The 18,487-nt window shown below is 62.3% G+C and carries 15 protein-coding genes; 5 read left to right on the top strand and 10 right to left on the bottom strand.

Annotated elements, in window-relative coordinates; translation table 11 throughout:
• Positions 1 to 267 precede the first annotated feature (267 nt).
• Positions 268 to 1,413, top strand: coding sequence for a DJ-1/PfpI family protein (locus CQ14_RS19115; protein WP_057859367.1), 1,146 nt, complete (start codon positions 268 to 270; stop codon positions 1,411 to 1,413).
• 248 nt (positions 1,414 to 1,661) lie between these two features.
• On the opposite strand, the gene CQ14_RS19110 is transcribed toward CQ14_RS19115, so the two are convergent.
• From CQ14_RS19110 to CQ14_RS19075, 7 genes are all read right to left on the bottom strand, one after another.
• On the bottom strand, positions 1,662 to 2,744 hold the full coding sequence (locus tag CQ14_RS19110; protein WP_057859366.1) for a zinc-binding dehydrogenase: 1,083 nt from the start codon (positions 2,742 to 2,744) through the stop codon (positions 1,662 to 1,664).
• Between the two features lie 203 nt (positions 2,745 to 2,947).
• Positions 2,948 to 3,304, bottom strand: a complete 357-nt coding sequence (locus CQ14_RS48255; RefSeq protein WP_430650194.1) for an MAPEG family protein — start codon at positions 3,302 to 3,304, stop codon at positions 2,948 to 2,950.
• A 453-nt stretch (positions 3,305 to 3,757) separates the two neighbouring features.
• Positions 3,758 to 5,098 (bottom strand): Na+/H+ antiporter NhaA, encoded by a 1,341-nt coding sequence (gene nhaA, locus CQ14_RS19095; protein ID WP_057859363.1) that lies wholly within the window; start codon positions 5,096 to 5,098, stop codon positions 3,758 to 3,760.
• 795 nt (positions 5,099 to 5,893) lie between these two features.
• Positions 5,894 to 8,617: an autotransporter outer membrane beta-barrel domain-containing protein gene (locus CQ14_RS19090; protein ID WP_245320403.1), complete on the bottom strand. Its 2,724-nt coding sequence runs from the start codon at positions 8,615 to 8,617 to the stop codon at positions 5,894 to 5,896.
• Positions 8,618 to 8,870: 253 nt separating this feature from the next.
• Positions 8,871 to 9,815 carry a DMT family transporter gene (locus tag CQ14_RS19085; RefSeq protein ID WP_057859426.1) on the bottom strand — a complete coding sequence of 315 codons (945 nt, stop codon included), beginning with the start codon at positions 9,813 to 9,815 and terminating at the stop codon, positions 8,871 to 8,873.
• Between the two features lie 184 nt (positions 9,816 to 9,999).
• Positions 10,000 to 10,842, bottom strand: a complete 843-nt coding sequence (locus CQ14_RS19080) for an aldo/keto reductase (protein WP_057859425.1) — start codon at positions 10,840 to 10,842, stop codon at positions 10,000 to 10,002.
• Positions 10,843 to 10,849: 7 nt separating this feature from the next.
• Complete coding sequence (locus CQ14_RS19075) at positions 10,850 to 11,476, bottom strand: LysR family transcriptional regulator (protein WP_057859361.1); 627 nt, start codon at positions 11,474 to 11,476, stop codon at positions 10,850 to 10,852.
• Positions 11,477 to 11,603: 127 nt separating this feature from the next.
• On the opposite strand from CQ14_RS19075, the gene CQ14_RS19070 reads away from it, so the two are divergent.
• The 4 genes from CQ14_RS19070 (at position 11,604) to CQ14_RS19055 (ending at position 15,519) form a co-directional block, all read left to right on the top strand.
• Positions 11,604 to 12,473, top strand: a complete 870-nt coding sequence (locus CQ14_RS19070; protein WP_057859360.1) for a VOC family protein — start codon at positions 11,604 to 11,606, stop codon at positions 12,471 to 12,473.
• Between the two features lies 1 nt (position 12,474).
• A complete protein-coding gene (locus CQ14_RS19065; RefSeq protein WP_057859359.1) occupies positions 12,475 to 12,861 on the top strand; it encodes a RidA family protein in 387 nt (128 codons plus the stop codon).
• Between the two features lie 28 nt (positions 12,862 to 12,889).
• Positions 12,890 to 13,579, top strand: coding sequence for an L-2-amino-thiazoline-4-carboxylic acid hydrolase (locus tag CQ14_RS19060; RefSeq protein ID WP_057859358.1), 690 nt, complete (start codon positions 12,890 to 12,892; stop codon positions 13,577 to 13,579).
• A 530-nt stretch (positions 13,580 to 14,109) separates the two neighbouring features.
• Positions 14,110 to 15,519: a hypothetical protein gene (locus tag CQ14_RS19055; RefSeq protein WP_245320415.1), complete on the top strand. Its 1,410-nt coding sequence runs from the start codon at positions 14,110 to 14,112 to the stop codon at positions 15,517 to 15,519.
• A gap of 187 nt (positions 15,520 to 15,706) precedes the next feature.
• Here CQ14_RS19055 and CQ14_RS19050 read toward each other — a convergent pair whose 3' ends face one another.
• The 3 genes from CQ14_RS19050 to fmdA form a co-directional block, all read right to left on the bottom strand.
• Complete coding sequence (locus tag CQ14_RS19050) at positions 15,707 to 16,747, bottom strand: aliphatic amidase (RefSeq protein WP_057859357.1); 1,041 nt, start codon at positions 16,745 to 16,747, stop codon at positions 15,707 to 15,709.
• A gap of 44 nt (positions 16,748 to 16,791) precedes the next feature.
• A complete protein-coding gene (locus CQ14_RS19045; protein WP_057859424.1) occupies positions 16,792 to 17,139 on the bottom strand; it encodes an FmdB family zinc ribbon protein in 348 nt (115 codons plus the stop codon).
• 100 nt (positions 17,140 to 17,239) lie between these two features.
• Complete coding sequence (gene fmdA / locus CQ14_RS19040) at positions 17,240 to 18,469, bottom strand: formamidase (RefSeq protein ID WP_057859356.1); 1,230 nt, start codon at positions 18,467 to 18,469, stop codon at positions 17,240 to 17,242.
• Between the last annotated feature and the right edge of the window lie 18 nt (positions 18,470 to 18,487).

Raw genomic sequence — 18,487 nt, 5'->3', positions numbered from 1 at the left:
AAGCGGAATATTTTTGATTCCCGGGCTTGACACGATTTCTGAAAATCAGAAGTGATTTGCTTGTCGTGTGCGGGGCGCCGCTGCATGGTGGGCAATCTATCACCGATCGTGCTGCTTGATGGTGGGCACGCTTGCGCTTTGCCCACCCTACGAAGCTACGGTTCCTCTTCGCCGCATGACCGTTTTCGCGGGATCTGCGTCATTTCGAACCGGATATAACGGCGGTAGACTCTGGCTCAACTCAGGGAATATCGAGCCGGAAAAGTCATGACATCGCGACGCCTGCTGTGGAGCGCGCTTGGCGCGGTCGCACTTCTCGTCATCATCGGCGGCGGCTGGTTGTGGTCGCTGCCGCCGGCGCCATCCCTCACGGCGCAGCCGCCGATCGCGCAAGCCGAGCGTGACGCGACGGTTGCGGCGTTGAAGCCGCCGAAGCGGCAGCGGCCGCTGGTCGCCATCATCGGCATCAACGACGCCACCGAAACCACCGACTATCTGATGCCCTACGGCATCCTGCGGCGGGCCGACGTCGCCGATGTCATCACGCTGGCGACGAGACCGGGGCCGATGACGCTTTTTCCGACGCTCAAGGTCGAGCCGCAGGCGACGATCGCGGAGTTCGACGCGCAGCATCCCGATGGCGCCGATTACGTGATCGTGCCCGCGATGAGCCGGGATGACGACCCCGAGGCGCTGCAATGGATCAGGGGCCAATCGGCGAAGGGAGCGATCGTGATCGGCGTCTGTGTCGGCGCCAAGGTGGTCGGCGATGCCGGACTGCTGCACGACAGGCAGGCGACCACGCACTGGTATTCGGTCAAGGAGTTGCGCGGCAAGCATCCGACAATGCGCTATGTCAGGGATCGCCGGCTGGTGGTCGACAAGGACGTGGCGACGACCACGGGCATCTCGGCGTCGATGCCGATGTCGCTGACGCTGGTCGAGGCGATCGCCGGCTCCGACAAGGCCCGCGCCGTCGGCCACGAGATCGGCCTCGCCGAATGGGATACGCGGCATGACAGCGGCGCCTTCAAATTCACGCGCCCGTTTGCGCTGACCGCCATCGGCAACACGGCGGCGTTCTGGGCGCATGAGCAACTTGGCATCGAACTCAAGGACGGCGTCGATGAAGTGTCGCTGGCCCTGATCGCCGACGCCTGGTCGCGCACCTATCGCTCGCAGGCGGTGACGTTCGCGCGTTCGGCCGGCCCGCAGCAGAGCCGCGGCGGTCTGCGGATCATTCCCGACCAGGTCGCGGCGAACTGGCCGGCGGCGCGATTGCTGCCGGCGAGCGATGCGAAACCGGCGGAGGCGCTGGATAATGCGCTATCGGGTATTGCGGCGCGTTACGGAACGGAGACCGCCGACTTTGTCGCGATGCAGCTTGAATATCCGAAGCATCAAATGCCGTAATGCCGTAGGGCGGGCAAAGCGGAGCGTGCCCACCATCGTACGAAAATGCGGATAGATGGTGGGCACGGCGCTACGCGCCTTTGCCCACCCCTACGGCGCGGTGCATTCTTATGCCAGACCTCATCCTGAGGAGGCGCGAAGCGCCGTCTCGAAGGATGAATGGCACCAGCGGGGCCGCATGGTTCGAGACGGCGCTTCGCGCCTCCTCACCATGAGGGCCTGAGAGTTACGCATGTCGCTCCGGCAAATCACCGCCACGGCTCGACGATGATCTTGGTATGCGCCTCGGGGTTGGCGAGATCGGCGAAGGCTTTTGCGACGCCATCGATGCCGACGCTGGCGGTGACCATCGAGGCGGCGTCGACCTGGCCTTCCGCGATCAGGCGCAAGGAATACGCGAATTCCTCCGGCGTGTAGCCCAGCACATATTGAACGTTGAGCTCCTTCAGGATGCCGAGCATCGGCTCGGCGCGATCGGTTTCCATGCAGACGCCGACCACGACGATGCGCGCATCGCGCGGCGCGCCCTCGAACACCTGCTGGATCAGGCCGGGCACGCCGACGCACTCGAAAATCAGCGCGGCTTTCAGCGCCGGCAACAGCGCCTGCAGCGGCGGGCGCGCCGCCTTTTCCTCCGGCGACATCTGGGCGTGCTCGGCCCAGGTGGCGTAGGGCTGCGAGCGCGCAGGATCGACGACGATGTCGGCGCCGAGTTTTTCGGCAAGCGCCCGGCGGGCCGGCGAATAATCGGCGGCGACGATCGGATGCAATCCCCGGATCTTCAGCGCCGCGATGACGGCAAGCCCGACCGGACCGCAGCCGATCACCAGCGGCACCTCGCCACCTTTGATGTTGGCTTTCGCGACCGCGTGAACACCGACCGCCAGCGGTTCGGTCAGCGCGGCATGTTCGGCGGCAAGGCCGTTCGGGACTTCCAGCAGCAGCGCTTCGCTGAGCAGCATGCGCTCGGCATAGGCGCCGACATTGTCGTTGGAATAGCCGATGCCTTGCGGACCTTCCGGCGTCAGCAGCGCCGGCAGCGAACAGACCTTTGTGCCGGGCTTGAACTTGCCGGTGGTATCGGGACCATAGTCCAGCACCTCGCAGCAGAATTCATGGCCGAACACGACGTCGCGCGAAAGGTTCATCGGTTTGCGGCTGGGGAAATGCTTGGCGAGTTCGACCATGCGGTGCGCGTGCTTGCGCGCATGCAAATCGGAGCCGCAGATGCCGCAGGCCAGCGACTTCACCAGCACCTGCCCGGCGCCGGGTTTTGGCTCCGGCATCTCATCGACGACAATTTCCCCATTGCGGAAAATGGCTGCGCGCACGAAAGATCCTCCCGGTGATTTTCTTCACCTTAGATCATGACGTGATTTCATCAAATCGCATCATCATCATCCAGGGCATGTACTCGCAAATTCTCGATGTCAGCCTATTCCCCAACAGCGGGCGGAGAAGCAGACACCGCACGAGGTCCGAGAAGGGCCATGTGTGGACGTTCGGTACAGCCAACCGCAGTTATCCGAAGCGTTCAGACAAACAGATCGGTCAAAATCGCAAAAATTCCTATCTGTGCGGCGAGCCAACAGACTGGCCGTACACCTGGCGGTGCGAAGGCGTAGGCGGGAACATAAAAGAGCCGGGCGATGACGAACACCCAAGCCCCAATTACCGACAGCGATCCAGCAGCATGAGCTGCATGCACCAGGAACAGTGCGGCAACGAACTGTGGAAATATCTCAAGCAGGTTACGGTGCGCACGAACGAAGCGCCCGCTAATACCTGTAACCTCGCGCAATTCGTCACGATCCCCTGCGACCCAAGCGCCCCCTAGCTGACGGAGTGTCAGTACACTGGACAGGGTGAGCTGAAGAGTAGCCAGCAACATGGCAGCGGCCAATGCCCATAGATCTCCCGTCATCGCTATCGCACTCCGTGAATCTCTGTCGGCGCGGAGCTGGCGTTACACACGGCCAGCCACGTCCGGTTGATAATTCATACTCAGCTCAACACGCTTTTTGTGTGGAGCGTCGGGATTCCATCCAACGGCATGTCCGTTAAGGGGCCAATAGCCGACGAAACAACGGTGAGCTGGCAGTCAGATCTCCATGCTTTGAGTCGAAACAAGCCGAATAGAGGCAGGACCTTCTATGTTGGCGCTAGCATACTTTTGCGCGGCCGAAATGAGAGTTTCCACGGCGGATCTATTGTACGAGGAATGCTTCGGATTTAGGTGCAAGCTAGTTTCGACGATCATCACCTGGGTGATCCCGGCGGGTAGAACCTCAACGGCAAACGATACGAACGATACGTGCGGAGCTTTGAAAGGCATTGGCCGCTTTCATTGACGTCGAACGTAGATGGCGCCCCAGCCAAGGCCGAGTGTGGCGGCGACGAGCGAACCGAAGAGCACGCCCAGTTTCGCCGCCCTCAACAATTCTTGATCGGAAAACGCGAGCATGGAGATGAAGATCGACATGGTAAAGCCGATGCCAGCCAGCAGGCCGACCAGACAGACGCCACCCCACGAAACTCCAGGAGCAAGGCGACACCAGCCCAGTCGTACCGCGACCCAAGTCGCGCCCACGACGCCAAGCGGTTTCCCCGCGACCAAGGCAAGCGCAGTGCCAATCATCACCTGATGGCCCCCGGCGGAGAGATCAGCGCCCGTTAAGCTGACGCCGGCATTCGCTAGCGCGAAGACCGGCATGACACCGTAAGCCACCCACGGATGCATTGCCATCTGCACCCGCGACACTGGCGGCAATATCTCGCGGTGAGCTACGCGAAGGTCTCGCAGCGGTTGCTCCAGCCGCTGCGGATCCCTTGCCTTCACCGCATCGCTACTTCGCAACTGTTTGAGCACGCGCGACACTACTTCCAACGGCGGCTCCCGCATCGGTATGGCGCGTGCCGGGGTTATCAGCCCGAGCACGACACCTGCAAGGGTTGGATGGATCCCGGCTACCATGAACCCAATCCAAACCAAAGAACCGGGCAGCACGTAAAAGGGCGCAGAACCGATCCCAATCCGCTGAAATCCTAAAGCCGCGAGGACGCCAATAGACGCGAGGATGAAACCGCCAAGCTGAAGACTGGCGGTGTAGAAGAGGGCAATGATCAGTACCGCAATGATGTCGTCGATGATCGCCAGAGCAAGCAGGAAGACACGTACATTGACTGGGATCCTTCGTCCAAGCAGCGCGAGCACCCCGACGGCAAAGGCAATGTCTGTCGCGGTTGGTACGGCCCAGCCCTGCCCTCTAGCCGGATCGCTGTTGAGGCTCAGATAGATGAGCGCCGGGACGATGACGCCGCCAGTTGCTGCGACCACCGGCAGAATGGCTTGGTCGAGTCTGCTCAGTGCGCCTTCATGAATTTCCCGCCGAATCTCCATGCCCACGACGAGGAAGAAGACTGTCATCAGCGCGTCGTTGACCCAGAAATGCAGCGACTGGGAGAAGACGTGTTCCCCGACACCGATTGTGAGCGGAAGGTTCCAAAAGGCGTGATAGCTATGAGCGAACGGAGAGTTGGCCCAGACCAGTGCAGCGGCAGCGGCAAAGAGAAGCGCGGCACCGCTGACTGCCTCGACATGCAGGAACCGATGAAGGTTGCTGAGGGCCTGTTCCGCCAGCCGCTGGGCTTTCGGCAGATCGTCAAATGAAGGGCTATCGTTCATCGGGCGCACGCTTTCCGCGTGGCGGCCCGACCATCGCTTAACCTGTCGCTGCTCAATGCAGCGAGCACCCGAACGCCGTTATACATCGCGATGGCGACAATTCAACCTTGGAAGAATGACCCGTCGCCAATGTCTGTTTTGGGTCAGACTCGGAAGTGCCTTTGATGCCAAGAGCTAGTCCGCTTTAATTCCGGCAGCCGACGTTGCCCATTCGATTGAACTGCCTCTGTACTCCTCCCTAAATTAAACGGCTGACGATCGTGAAACGGTGTCGATCTGCTCCCATCATGAATCGGGAAATCCGTAATTCTACGCGAGGTGAGGATTGGACTCGGTTCACTACCGAAGCTGGCGACGATCTGCATTTACGGGACGCCTGCTATTACGTGACAAACCCACCAAACCAAGACATCACCAGGTGCTGCGTTTCAAACACTGTTTCAAACACTTAATTTTCTAGAACTACATCTGAGAGTCCAAAAGCGAACCGACAGCTTAATGCCCATTGGTATTTTGATCGTACGCAACTGGGGATGCGAGTCGGCACCGTGTTGGAAGTCTTGATTACCAAGCGAAGCCTGACAAAATGGGAATGGCGGGTCTGTGACCGCCAGGGCACGACGATTATGGGCGGGTTTGAAAGCACCCGACCAGCGGCCAACTACAGGGGTAACCGGGCGCTATTTCTCCTGTTATCTACGCGCTGGGCATTACGATGATCGCTCAGACATCGCGGGCCCGAGCAAGTCGGAAAACCTGCTTCCACCTTTCCGGATCACGCTCTAGCGCGGAGGATCACCACGAATAGCGTACGACACCCTTGCCGGCGTAGGAATTGGTGACGTTGGAGAACTGGCCTTCGAAGATCGCCGCCGCGGACCAGCCGTTCAGCCATTTCATCTCGGCAGCACCGGTCACGAGCGCGGAATCATGCGCCTGCGCCGCGCCGTTGACGACGAAGGCTGCGCCGGGCAGCGTCTGGAACAAGGCCGTGACGTTGCGGTCGGTGTTGAAATCATGCGCCCAGGCGGCGCGGCCGCGCAGCGTCAGGATGCCGTTCTGTACCGCCCAGGATTTATCGGTGCGAACGCCAAGTTCGGTGCGCGCAGCCGTGACATCCTTGGCTGCATAATTCAGTGCAAAGGTGCCGGCGCCCGCCAGCACCTGCTCGGCATAGGCCGGCAGGCTATAGGTGGTGAATTGGCCGGCGGCATAGGGCGTGATGCCCATCCACGGCGTGGTGTAGCGATAGCCGCCCTCGACGCGGCCGGAATAGGCGTTGGCGTTGAACTGGGCGCGCAGCCGCTCGAAGCCGGCGACCGTGACGGTGCGCTCCGTGGTCACGTCCTGCCAGCCATAGGCCGCGGCGGCGGTGATATAGGCCGCTCCCATGTTGTGGCGGACGAAGGCGCCGGCCTGGAACAGATCCGAGCGGCCGGAGCCGAAACCACTGACGCTGAAATTGGTGCCGCCGCCGGCGAGCGCGAAGCCGGCCAGTGTATCGGGCGAGAAACGATAATCGGCGCCGACCGCAAAGCCGAACACGCGCGCGGTGGCGTCGTTCGAGCCGAGCGCGGCATTGCCCGAGGTGTTGCTGCCGCCGCCATAAGCGGAGCCCCAGACGCTCCAGCGCTGGTCGAACAGATCGTTGCGCGCGACATCGGCCTTGGTCGGGAATTTGGCGAAGGCGTCACGCGCTGTGCCGGGCTTCTTCGCGGCATAGCCAAGCGCGCTCTCTTCGGCGAACGGGACAGCACCTGCATTGCCACCGATCCCGCCGCTGCGGCCCGCCACGAACGGATCCGAGATCAGCGAGAGGAACAGGTTCATCGCGTCAAAAGTCGCCTGCTGCGATCCGGTCGCGAGTTCGCCCGAGACCTGCGTCAGGCCGGCCGATGACAGCGAAGCGAAGGCTGCGGGAATGCCGCCGGTCGTGTTGAAGAAGTTGGTCAGGGTGTTGGCGACGTTCTGCTGGTTGACGTTGAGGCCGCTGCCGTAGCCGAGCGCGATATTCAGGTAGACGTTATTGAGGTCGTAACTGAGGCTTGCGTTTAGATTGGGCGAAGCGCTCGACACGACCGGGTTAAACGTGCCGGCTACGCCGCCGGTCGCGGTCAGGATCGTGTACTGCTTCGTCACCGTGCCGGTTGGAACGACAACAACAATCGCGCCGCCAAGCGTGGCTACGCCGGTGACCACGGTCAGGTCGCTGCTCGCGCCCGAAATCTCGACCATGTAGCTCGACGCCGCCGTGAACGTCAGGCTGCCCGCCACGTTGAGCGTGCCGATGGAATTGCCCGGCGCCAGCGCGCCGCCGTTGATGACGACGTCGTCGATGGTGCCGGTGCCGCCGAGCGTGCCGCCGACAGTGACGGTGACGAGGCCGTTGATGACGCCGTTGACCGAAAGCGTGCCGCCGAGCACGTTCCAGTCCTGCGCGCCGGTGCCGGTCACGGTCCAGTTCGAGCTGTCGACCTTGTTGAAGGTCGTAAAGCCGTCATACTGCTGGCCGGCGCCGATCAGGCTGAGGTTAAAGGTGTCCTTGCCGGTGCCGCCGAGCTGCAGCGTGCCGCCGCTGCCGAGCACGAGGCCGTTGATGACGCTGCCTGGCCCGAGCGTCAGCACGCCGCCGCAACCGCAGAGTTCGATTGCCGCAAACCCTGCAGCGGCATTGATGGTGCCGGAGTTGAAAATCGTGCCGTTGCCACTGAGCGATATGCCGACGCCGAACCCGCCGGCGCCGACGTTGATCGTTCCGGTATTGATGATGGTGTTGCTGCCGAAGGGACTGGCACTGCTGACGTCGATGCCGAAGGCGAAACCGCTTCCGACAGTGATGGTGCCGCTGTTGGTGATGGTGGCGGAATCGGCGAGCACGACGATGCCGAAGGAATCGTCGCCGAGAAGGATGCGGCCGCTGTTGGTGACCGTGCCGCCGGACGGGCCGTTATAGGCGATGCCGGCGCTGCCGGTGCCACCATTGATGGTGCCGAAATGGGTGATCAGGGCGCGATCGCCCTGTGCGGAAATAGCGACTGAATTGTCGGCGACGTTGATCACTCCGTTGCTGGTGATCAGGGCATCGTCGCCGGACACGTCGATTGCGGCACTGAAAACGCCCGCATTGATCGTGCCGGCATTGTTGAGGATGGCGCGATTGCCCATCATCGAGATGCCGGTGGCCTGATCGCCAACTGTAATGGTACCGCTGGCGAGATTGGTGACCGTGTTGTCGTCGGCAAACGCGATGACGCCGTTGCTGAATGCGCCTGCCGTCAGGGTGCCGCTATTGTTGACCGTGCTGGAATCCAGGACACTGATCGCGGCGCCGCCGCCATCGCTAACCGTCGCCCCGGACAGCACGTTGACCGTGAGGTTCGTGACGCCGAAGCCCGCCTGGAAGCCATTTGGAGTGTTGCCGCTGCAGGTGACGGTGTCGCCGCTGGATGCCGGATCGGGCGCGCAGGCCGCGTTCGCTGGTGTCGTCGAAAGGCACAGCCCGACAAGAAACGCCGGCATCGTGACCGCCCACGCAGCCATATACCGGCGTCGGCCCTGCGCCGACGGTAGCAATTGAAAAAACAACGCCCTGAACCCCATTCCCCGGCGCTCTCCGGCGCCATTCAATGGAAGTCAGGTTAGCATGCGGGTACCGTCACAGGATTACGGCGGTTCCGGATTTTGTTGGTTTGGCGTCGAGAAGTAGCGCTTTCCGGCCGCACTGTGGCACTCGCGCCACGATTTTGTGGCGCTGATATCAATCAGTGCGCGATCAGGCGTTGGGGGACGGCTCGCCCGAAACCGAAAGAAGCTGCGAGCGCCTGATACGCTCGCGATGGGCGGTATAGAGGCCGCTGGCCACGATGAACGCCGCGCCGGTGATGGTGTAGGCGTCCGGCACCTCACCGAAGATGAAGAAGCCGAGCACGCTGACCCACAGCAGCTGGGTGTAGGAAAACGGCGCCAGCACGGAGGCGTCAGCGTAGCGGAACGCCAGCACCACGATCCACTGCCCCGCGGTCGAGGCGATGCCGATAAAGATGCCGAAGGCGATGTCGTGCCAGGTCGGCGTCACCCAGACGAACGGCACCAGCGCGGAGAGAATGCACAGACCCACGATCGACGAATAGGCCATCACGGTGACGGCGCGCTCGGTGCCGCTCATCATCCGCGTGATGATCAGCGTGCAGGCCCAGGCCAGCGCCGAGACCAGCGGAAAGAACGCGGCAGGATGAAACGCGCCGGTGCCCGGACGCAGGATGATGATGACGCCGACGAGGCCGACGCCCGTCGCGATCCAGCGGCGCAGGCCGACCTTTTCGCTGAGGAAGATGATCGACAGCGCGGTGACGAATAGCGGCGCGACGAAGCCGGTGGCGGAGGCCTCTGCAATCGGGAGGTATCGCAGGCCGGAGATGAAGAACAGCGACGAGCCCAGGATCGTCAGGCCGCGCAGGAGATGCAGGCCGGGCCGGCCCGTCTGCATCGCAAACAGCGGCGAACCCGGCATCATCGCCGGCGTCATGATCATCGCGAACACGAGGAAGCGGATCCACGCGATCTCGATCGAGGGCAGCGTCGCGGAGAGATATTTCGCCGTCACGTCGGAGGTGCCGAGAAATACCGTCGAGGCCAGCACCAGCGCGATGCCCTTGAACGGCCGGTCGGCGCGCGCGGGCGCCTTGCGGATCGTCGACTTCTTTTCGGGCAAAAGCAGATGAACGCTGTCCAGCCTGGCGGCTGCGGCGGGGGGCGGTGTCACGGCAATCTCGAAGGCGGTAATTTCGAATCGGGCGAGGTTGTAAAAAACACCAATTCGCCCGATGCGACTAGGTCCGAAAGCGGGATGCGGATATGCGCTGAGGGCGCGATTGCAACACTTTGTTAAGGACAGTGACCCGTCAGAGCATCGGCAGGCCGCGCGGCTTGGGGCCGCGTGGGAACGCCTGGTCGAGCGCGGCGATGTCCTGCTCGCTGAGTTTCAGATCCCCTGCCCCCGCATTGTCAGCGGCATGTTCCGCGCTCGAGGCCTTGGGAATCGCGAGCACTGACAGCGCACGCGTGAGAAACGTCAGCGCGACCTGGCGCGGGGTTGCCTTGTGCGCATCGGCGATTGCCTGCAGCACCTCGCCGCCCTTGCTGCGCGCGGACGGAAACTCGTCATGCCCGAACGGCGAATAGGCGACGACGGCGACGCCATGCTTCTCGCACCACGGGATCACCGCATGCTCGATCGCGCGCTCGTGCAGATGATAGAGCACCTGGTTGCAGGCGATCTTGCCCGCGCCCGCGACATCGAGCAGTTCGTCGAGATCGTCACAATCGAAATTGCTGACGCCCCAGGAGCGGATTTTTCCCGCGGCCACCAGTTCGTCGAACGCAGCCACCGTCTCCTCGAACGGATAGGAGCCGCGCCAGTGCAGGAGATAACAGTCGAGATGATCGGTCTTCAGCCGCTTCAGCGAACGCTCGCAGGCGGTGATAGTGCCGCGGCGCGAGGCGTTGCTCGGCAGCACCTTTGAGACAAGGAAGAGTTTTTCGCGCAAGAGCCCGGCAATCGCATCCGCGATCACAAGCTCGGCATCGCCATACATCTCGGCGGTGTCGATATGGGTCATGCCGGTTTCGATACCGCGACGGAGCGCCGCGATCGCCGCCTTGCGGTCGCCGCGGTCGAGATACCAGGTGCCTTGCCCGATCACCGACACGTCCGGGCCGCCTGCGCCGAATTTTTTCTGCTTCACGATCACCTCAACTTCTGACGATGCCGACCACGCGACGACGATGCGGCGCGAGCGAATTCTCCGCCGGCAGGCCGCGCAGCCAGTCGCGAAAACTTGCGACTTCAGGACAATCCGCGGTGCCCGCGGGCGCGATCAGCCAGTCGCCAAGCCCGGATCCATCGCCCACGCGATCGCAGCGGTAGCCGGGATGGTGGCCGAGCCCGCGCGCGATCAGCACATCGATCTTGCCTTCGGTCAACTCGGCCAGGCCGGCAGGCTGCAGCACCCGCAAGCCGATTTCTTCATGGCAGCTTCGAAACTCCGCCAGTTCCAGGCGACGCAGATCGAAATTGCCGTGCACGCCCAGCTGCAGCAGCGCCGCGCCCACCGGCTTCAATTTCGCGGTCGCGCTGGCGATGCGGCGAAAGCCGTCGGAAATCTGGGGCAAATAGGCTTGGCCGGCCTCGGTCAGGACAAGCTGCTTATGCAGCCGGTCGAACAGGCGCACGCCGAGACGCGCCTCCAGCGATTTCACCTGCTGCCCCACAGCGGCAGGCGTCACATGCAGCTCATGCGCCGCCAGCTTGAAGCTGAGATGCCGCGCCGCGGCTTCGAACGCGCGGAGCGCATTGAGCGGTGGAAGGATGTAGGTCATCGCCGGCCAGTTTGTCACCGATAGCCGCAAGCCTTGCAATAGATTTTCTTGCGCTGAACCGCAGCAACAATGCTTTGCCGAGGCGTGATGCCGCCGGCTACGTTCCCTCCACCGCACCGGAGATCCCATGCCCCGCCGTATCGATCATCTCGTCATTTGTGTCCGCGATCTGGCGCAGGCTGCGCTGGATTGGCAAAAGCTCGGCTTCAACCTCACGCCGACCGGCGTGCACCCGTTCGGAACCAGCAATCGCCTGGCGATGTTCGGGAACAATTTTCTGGAATTGCTGGCCGTCACCGATGCTGCGGCGGTGCCGCCGGCTGAACCCGGCCGATTCAGCTTCGCCGCCCACAACCAGAATTTTCTCGCCACCGCCGAGGGAATGTCGATGCTGGCCTTGCACAGCACCGACGCCCATGCGGATGCGGTGCGTTTCAAGGCCGATCATTTCGGCGCTTATGCGCCGTTTGATTTCGGCCGCGACGCGGTGCTGCCGGACGGCGGCACGGCTCGCGTTGCGTTTTCACTGGCCTTCGCCACCGATCCCGCCATGCCCGGGCTCGCCTTCTTCACCTGCCAGCAGCGTCACCCGCCCGAACTGTTCTGGAAACCGGACTATCAGCACCACCCGAACGGCGTCTTGCGCGTGATCGAGGTCGTGATGTCGGCCCTGGAGCCGGCGGCGCACCGCAGTTTCCTTCAGCGCCTCACGGAAAGTGAAGCCGAGCCCGTGCCCGGAGGATTGATGGTTGGCGAGCGCGGCGATCGGGTCACCGTGCTCGGTCCCCAAGAGATCGCGCGCCGGCTGCCGGGCGTCGCAGTCGGTACGTCGCCGCGCTTTTGCGCCGCACGTTTGGCAGTCGCCGATCTCGACGCGACAAGGCGAACACTGAAAAACAGCGGCGCCGATCTCGAGATGACCGGCGCCGTGCTGCTGATCCCGCCCGCGGCGTCGCATGGCCTGGCGCTGGAATTCGTCGAACAGGAGACAATCTGACATGGCTGAAATTATCAGGCATAATCCCGCAGCGGTCCACGCGCCTTCCAGCGGCTACAGCATGGGGCTGGAGCTTTCTCAGTACCGCCGGCTGCTGTTCATCAGCGGCCAGGTTCCGGAAAATTCCGACGGCAGCGTGCCCGAGGGTTTCGAGGCGCAGTGCGAGCAGGCCTGGCGCAACGTCATCGCGGTACTCGCCGCCGCCGGCCTTGGCGTCGAGCATCTGGTCAAGATCAATACGTTTCTGACTGACAAAAGCCAGGTCGTGCCCAACCGCGCCATCCGCCGCAAGATGCTGCAAGGACATGAACCGGCGTCCACGGTGATGATCGCCGAAACCGTCGACGGCAAATGGCTGCTGGAGATCGAGGCCATCGCCGCGGAATGAAAGGCGGGCCGGATTAGAGAGGTGTCCAATGGCTGAGGTCATCCATCCCTTTTACGACTCGCATCGCGGTGCAATGGAGGCCGCGATGCGCCATCGTCTCGACCTTGCCGAAGCGATGCTGTGCGAGCGCGCGCATCTCACCGATATTGCTGGGATCAGGCAGGAGGTGACGGACGAATTCGAAATCGTGCTCACCCAAATGCCCTATGTCGGAGGCGCGGCAAGTCGTATGAGCGATTTCTTCATGCGCCTGATGGGCTTTATGGCCATCAGCCGAGTGCTCCGGCGACACGGCGTGCTGCTGTCCATGATCGGCGAAATCGAGCGAGAAACCTACAAGGCGCAATTGCTCACCATGCCCGAAGCGGAACGTCTCGCCTCGGGGCGTCAATTCATGTCGCCTGAGAATCAGACCTTGCTGCGCGAGCAGGCTGCAAAAAGCGCTACAACAAGCCATCAGAAAGAGTTTCCGGAAGATTTCGTCTACGATTTCGTCGAGCCGGGCCCCAGTGACACCTTTGAATTCGGCATCAACTACAAGGCTTGCGGCTTCTGCAAATTCGCGGCCCGCCATGGCGATAAGGAGATCTTGCCGAACATTTGTGGACTCGATTTCGACGCCTATGCAACGCGAGGCATCCACCTGGAAAGGACGCAAACGTTGGCTGGCGGCGCGAGCCACTGCAACTTCCGATTCTCGCGGCTCCCGTCGGACTAGGACGACGCACCTGTGTGCTTCGGCTCATTATCGCTGCGGAACGAGCGACGATCATCTCGACGCGCGATAGCGCGCATCACCAATATAGTGGCGCTCGCCCGCCTGTGAGAGCATCTCGGACTTGCATCCCAGATCGCGCGAGTTCCGAAAAAAAGAAACGATAGCCTTCATTCGACTACCTTGTCGGCGCGAACAAGCCACAGACGAGTTCATCAAGCGTCATACATTCGTCCGCCTATCACCTTGCTTCCGCGCCCGTTGGCCGCGGTATCGGCTGAATGACGCCACGAACGAAGACAATCGTTGCGACCATCGGTCACGTTGACAGGGAGAAAAGCCAGCCCATGGCAAGCCATTCTCATCACCATCATCGCCACGATCAGACACCCCCCGTTATTACTCCTGATCCCCCCGCTGATCCGACGCATCCAACCGATCCGACACCGCCTGTCGATCCAACACCCCCGACATCCTCAGCGCCGGCGTTCTCGGATCTCGGCCTGACGTTCAATGACGCGGGTCGCGCCCTGGTGGGCGGTTTGTGGCAAAACGTCGTCGAGGAAGGTGGGCAGGGACTTGGCAGCGTATTGAAATACACTGCCGATCTCACCACCGTGCAAACCGGTCTTCAGGCGGAGGTCGCCGCAGGACAATTCACCGGCGACACGCTGACCCATGTCAACACGATACTGGCCGATATTACGACCGCGCTCTCGGCGGCTACAGCCTCGGTAAATGGCGGCGGAACTTTCGGCAGCGTCGCGGCGGCGGAAGCGGCGCTACGCACGAGCCATCTCGACATCCTCAACATCGTCAACAACGATGCCAACCTCGCTGCGCTAGCGACGCAAAACGGCGCCACCGGATTTCTCGCAGCGCCCGTGGGCCTTGCCGATGGCGTCACGGCCGCGACCGCGCCCCACGCCAATCTCGCCGAGATCGGCGTCATCTTCAACGACGTGGCAAGCCAGATACTCGGCGGCGTAAATGCCGACAACGCAACCACGATCAGCAACGATGTGAATGCGATCATCACGGACATGCAGGCTCTGATGACCGCCAATCCGCTGCTGTTCGGCGGGCTGACCGGCGTTCACGCGGAAGCGGTCGTACGGCAGCTGGAACTCGAGAACACCTACATCGCGCAGGCCGGCATAAACCCCGATGCGGGACGAGCCAGCAACGACAACATTCTCGACATTATCGACATCGTCCAGGGCGACACCAATCTGGCGAACATGGCAAACCAGGGGGGCGTTTCCGGCTTTACGCCCTTTGGCGACGCGCTGAACCCCACGCCGAAATATCTCGACAACGATGCGCAAACCAATTTCTGGGCGAACTTCATCGCGCAGTCCAATTCGCTCGGACAACAGGCGATGGCGGCCGTCACCGCGCACGATGCAGCAGCGACTGCTGCGGTTATCGCCAACCTGCATACCTTCCAGACTGACGTCACCAACTTCGACGCCGCGCAGGGCGGGATCTTCGAGGCACGGTTCGACAACGAGCTGCTCGGCGATACCAGCACGCTCGGAGCCGAGGTGACCAAGATGATCGAAGGCTTGCAGACCGGAAACGCAGCGTTGGTCGCCGCTGCGGCCGAGCAGATGCACGCCAACTCTGCCGATGTCGGCGGCAACAATATCCCGGTGAACGGCGGTACCTACAATCCCGATGGTTTGACCGTGGCTGAGGTGCTGTCGACGGCGGGTGCTCCGGCTGCGGTTGCCGCCGCGGCACCGGCCGCTGCTGCTCCAGCGGCTGCTGCACCGGCGGCTCCTGCCACAGCACCGGCTGTCGCCGCGACTACAGCCGCTGCCGCGACGACCCTTGCGGCCGCCGACGCCGGTACACATGATCTTGCTCCGGCGGCCGTGGAAACCCACGAGCCGGCGTTCGCCGAGATCGTGCACCACTTCCACCACATGTGGGGATAACCCCCATGTGCATGACCTCCAGCGTCCCATCGTCCCCCTGGCGGCGGCCGCTGGAGGTCCCCCTGCAGCTGTCATCACCCGCGACAGCCGTACGGTGGGCAAAGGCGCATTGCGCCGCGCCCACCATCCATCGGCACGTTCATCGTGAATGGTGGGCACGCTGCGCTTTGCGCACCCTACGAAGTCGTCAATAATTACTCGCCGTCATCCCGTTCGGAATGCCGTCGATCGGACATTCGTCCGTCCCGACCGTCGGCCGTGTCAACGCCTCGACCATCTCACGGGTGCCCTCGGGATCGGCGATCCACTTCGCATAGAAATCGTAGGGGCATTCCGCGACGCCCTTTGCGTCTTCGCCGGAGTTGATTTTGCCGGTGTAGCCGCGATGCAAGAGCTTGAAGAGATGGTTCTGCGACTGATTGTTGCGGCGGGCGTCGCGGATCAGGCTCTTCGACAGGCCCGCGTACTGGATGCCGTACTCTTCCTCACCGGTCTCGCCGAGCGTGCGGCCGTCGAAGCCGATGATCGCAGAGTGGCCGAAATAGGAATAGACGCCGTCGAAGCCGGCCGCGTTGGCGACCGCGACATAGACGTTGTTGGCCCAGGCCATCGCCTTGGAAATCAGCACCTGCTGCTCCTTGGCCGGATACATGTAGCCCTGGCAGCGCACGATCAGCTCGGCGCCCTTCATCGCGCAGTCGCGCCAGATCTCCGGATAATTGCCGTCGTCGCAGATGATCAGGCTGATCTTCAGGCCCTTCGGTCCCTCGGAGACGTAGGTGCACTTGCCGGGATACCAGCCCTCGATCGGCACCCACGGCATGATCTTGCGATACTTCTGAACGATCTCGCCCTTGTCGTTCATCAGGATCAACGTGTTGTACGGCGCCTTGTTGGGATGCTCTTCATGGCGCTCGCCGGTCAGCGAGAACACGCCCCACACCTTGGCCTTGCGGCAGGCTTCCGCGAAGATCGCAGTCTCTTCGCCCGGAACCGATGAGGCGGTCTCGTACATCTCTTTGGAGTCGTACATGATGCCGTGGGTGGAATATTCCGGGAAGATCACGAGATCCATGCCCGGCAGGCCGAGCTTCATGCCCACGATCATGTCGGCGATCTTGTGGGCGTTGTCGAGCACCTCGGCCTTGGTATGCAGGCGCGGCATCTTGTAATTGACGACTGCGACACCGACCGCGTCGTTGCTGGAAGAAATGTCACCGTGAAGCATGGAACTCGCCTCTTGTTCTGGTTTGGGTTTGACGGATCGCGCTGCTAATGGCTGATCATCCACGGCCGCGCGGTGGGAAAACCCTTCGCGCCGCTCTTTGTCTTGGTCATCAGCCGAGCCGGCTTCTTCTTGCCGGTAGAACAGCAGCCACAGCCGGGGCCGTGGGAAGCCTTGTATTCGGCAACCGTTTTCGGTGCGTGGGCGCTGCGCTCGTTGGTGGCGATCGCCTTGCGCTTGTCGGATGGCATGCAGAAGAACGCCGGCGCGGTCAGGATCACGCGGGGTGATTCATTGTCGCAGTGCGGGCAGTCCTGCGGATTGTCGTATTCGGACATCGGCCGTATATCCGTGAACGGGCCGCAATCGTTGCAGAGATATTCGTAGACGGGCATCTGGTTTCCTTGCGCGAATAGTTCGAAGGAGAATTTCGCGAATGGCGGATGCGGGGCGGCCGGCACGCTTGAGCCGTCCCGCATCCTTCTCGCGCAGGGATCACTTGTCCGGCGAGATCGGCATCTGGATGTCGCCCGTGATGTGTTTGATGGGACCGGCCGACGACGGCATGATGTCGAAGTCGAAGATCTCCGTCGGCAGCCATAGCGTGGCGCAGGCGTTCGGCACGTCGACCACGCCTGATATGTGGCCCTGGCACGGCGCGGTGCCGAGGATGGAATAGGCCTGCGCGCCGGAGTAACCGAACTTCTTCAGGTACTCGATCGCGTTCAGACAGGCCTGGCGATAGGCGATGTGGACGTCGAGGTAATGCTGCTTGCCGGCTTCATCCACCGAGATGCCTTCGAAGATCAGATAGTCCTTGTAGTTCGGCGTGATCGGCGACGGCTTGAACACGGGATTCTTGATACCGTATTTGGCGACGCCGTCCTTGATGACGTCGACCTTCAGGTGCAACCAGCCCGCCATTTCGATGGCGCCGCAGAAGGTGATCTCGCCGTCGCCCTGGCTGAAGTGCAGATCGCCCATCGAAAGGCCGCCGCCCGGCACATAGACCGGGAAGAAGATCTTCGAGCCGCGGGAGAGATCCTTGATGTCGCAATTGCCGCCATGCTCGCGCGGCGGCACGGTGCGCGCGCCCTCCGCGCCGACCTTGGCCTTGGCATCGCCCTTGGCGCGGCCGGCATGCGCGGTCGCGGCGAACGGCGGATTGGCCAGACCCGGCACGCGGGTCGGGTTGGTCGCGATCAGTGCGGTCTCGCGCTCGTTCCAGGTCGCGAGCAGTTTCGGATCGGGCAGACAGCCGATCAGGCCGGGATGGATCAGGCCGGCAAAATTAACGCCGGGCACGTGACGCGACGAGGTGTAGAGGCCCTTGATGTCCCAGATCGATTTCTGCGCCAGCGGGAAATGATCGGTGAGGAATCCGCCGCCATTTTGTTTGGAGAAGAAGCCGTTGAAGCCCCAGAGGCTCTCCTTGAGCGGACCGACATCGAGCAGGTCGACCACAAGCAAGTCGCCGGGCTCGGCGCCCTTGACGCCGATCGGGCCGGACAGGAAGTGCACGATCGACAGATCGATGTCGCGCACGTCGTCGGCGGAATCATTGTTCTTGATGAAGCCGCCGGTCCAGTCATAGGTCTCGATGATGAAATCGTCGCCGGGATTGACCCACGCCACGATCGGAATATCGGGGTGCCAGCGGTTGTGGATCATGTCGTTCTCGTAGGCCGACTTGGTAAGATCGACCTTGATCAGTGTCTCTGGCATCGATAGCTCCCCTTTCTT

The sequence above is a fragment of the Bradyrhizobium lablabi genome, from assembly GCF_001440475.1.
Taxonomy (GTDB): domain Bacteria; phylum Pseudomonadota; class Alphaproteobacteria; order Rhizobiales; family Xanthobacteraceae; genus Bradyrhizobium; species Bradyrhizobium lablabi.
This window is presented reverse-complemented; position numbering and strand designations above follow the sequence as displayed.

What these genes read in the sequence shown, in the direction of transcription:
- CQ14_RS19115 (WP_057859367.1), top strand. Translation starts at nt 268, where the DNA reads ATGACATCGCGACGCCTGCTGTGGAGCGCGCTTGGCGCGGTCGCACTT.
- CQ14_RS48255 (WP_430650194.1), bottom strand. Translation starts at nt 3,304, where the DNA reads ATGTTGCTGGCTACTCTTCAGCTCACCCTGTCCAGTGTACTGACACTC.
- nhaA (WP_057859363.1), bottom strand. Translation starts at nt 5,098, where the DNA reads ATGAACGATAGCCCTTCATTTGACGATCTGCCGAAAGCCCAGCGGCTG.
- CQ14_RS19090 (WP_245320403.1), bottom strand. Translation starts at nt 8,617, where the DNA reads ATGCCGGCGTTTCTTGTCGGGCTGTGCCTTTCGACGACACCAGCGAAC.
- CQ14_RS19075 (WP_057859361.1), bottom strand. Translation starts at nt 11,476, where the DNA reads ATGACCTACATCCTTCCACCGCTCAATGCGCTCCGCGCGTTCGAAGCC.
- CQ14_RS19070 (WP_057859360.1), top strand. Translation starts at nt 11,604, where the DNA reads ATGCCCCGCCGTATCGATCATCTCGTCATTTGTGTCCGCGATCTGGCG.
- CQ14_RS19065 (WP_057859359.1), top strand. Translation starts at nt 12,475, where the DNA reads ATGGCTGAAATTATCAGGCATAATCCCGCAGCGGTCCACGCGCCTTCC.
- CQ14_RS19060 (WP_057859358.1), top strand. Translation starts at nt 12,890, where the DNA reads ATGGCTGAGGTCATCCATCCCTTTTACGACTCGCATCGCGGTGCAATG.
- CQ14_RS19050 (WP_057859357.1), bottom strand. Translation starts at nt 16,747, where the DNA reads ATGCTTCACGGTGACATTTCTTCCAGCAACGACGCGGTCGGTGTCGCA.
- CQ14_RS19045 (WP_057859424.1), bottom strand. Translation starts at nt 17,139, where the DNA reads ATGCCCGTCTACGAATATCTCTGCAACGATTGCGGCCCGTTCACGGAT.
- fmdA (WP_057859356.1), bottom strand. Translation starts at nt 18,469, where the DNA reads ATGCCAGAGACACTGATCAAGGTCGATCTTACCAAGTCGGCCTACGAG.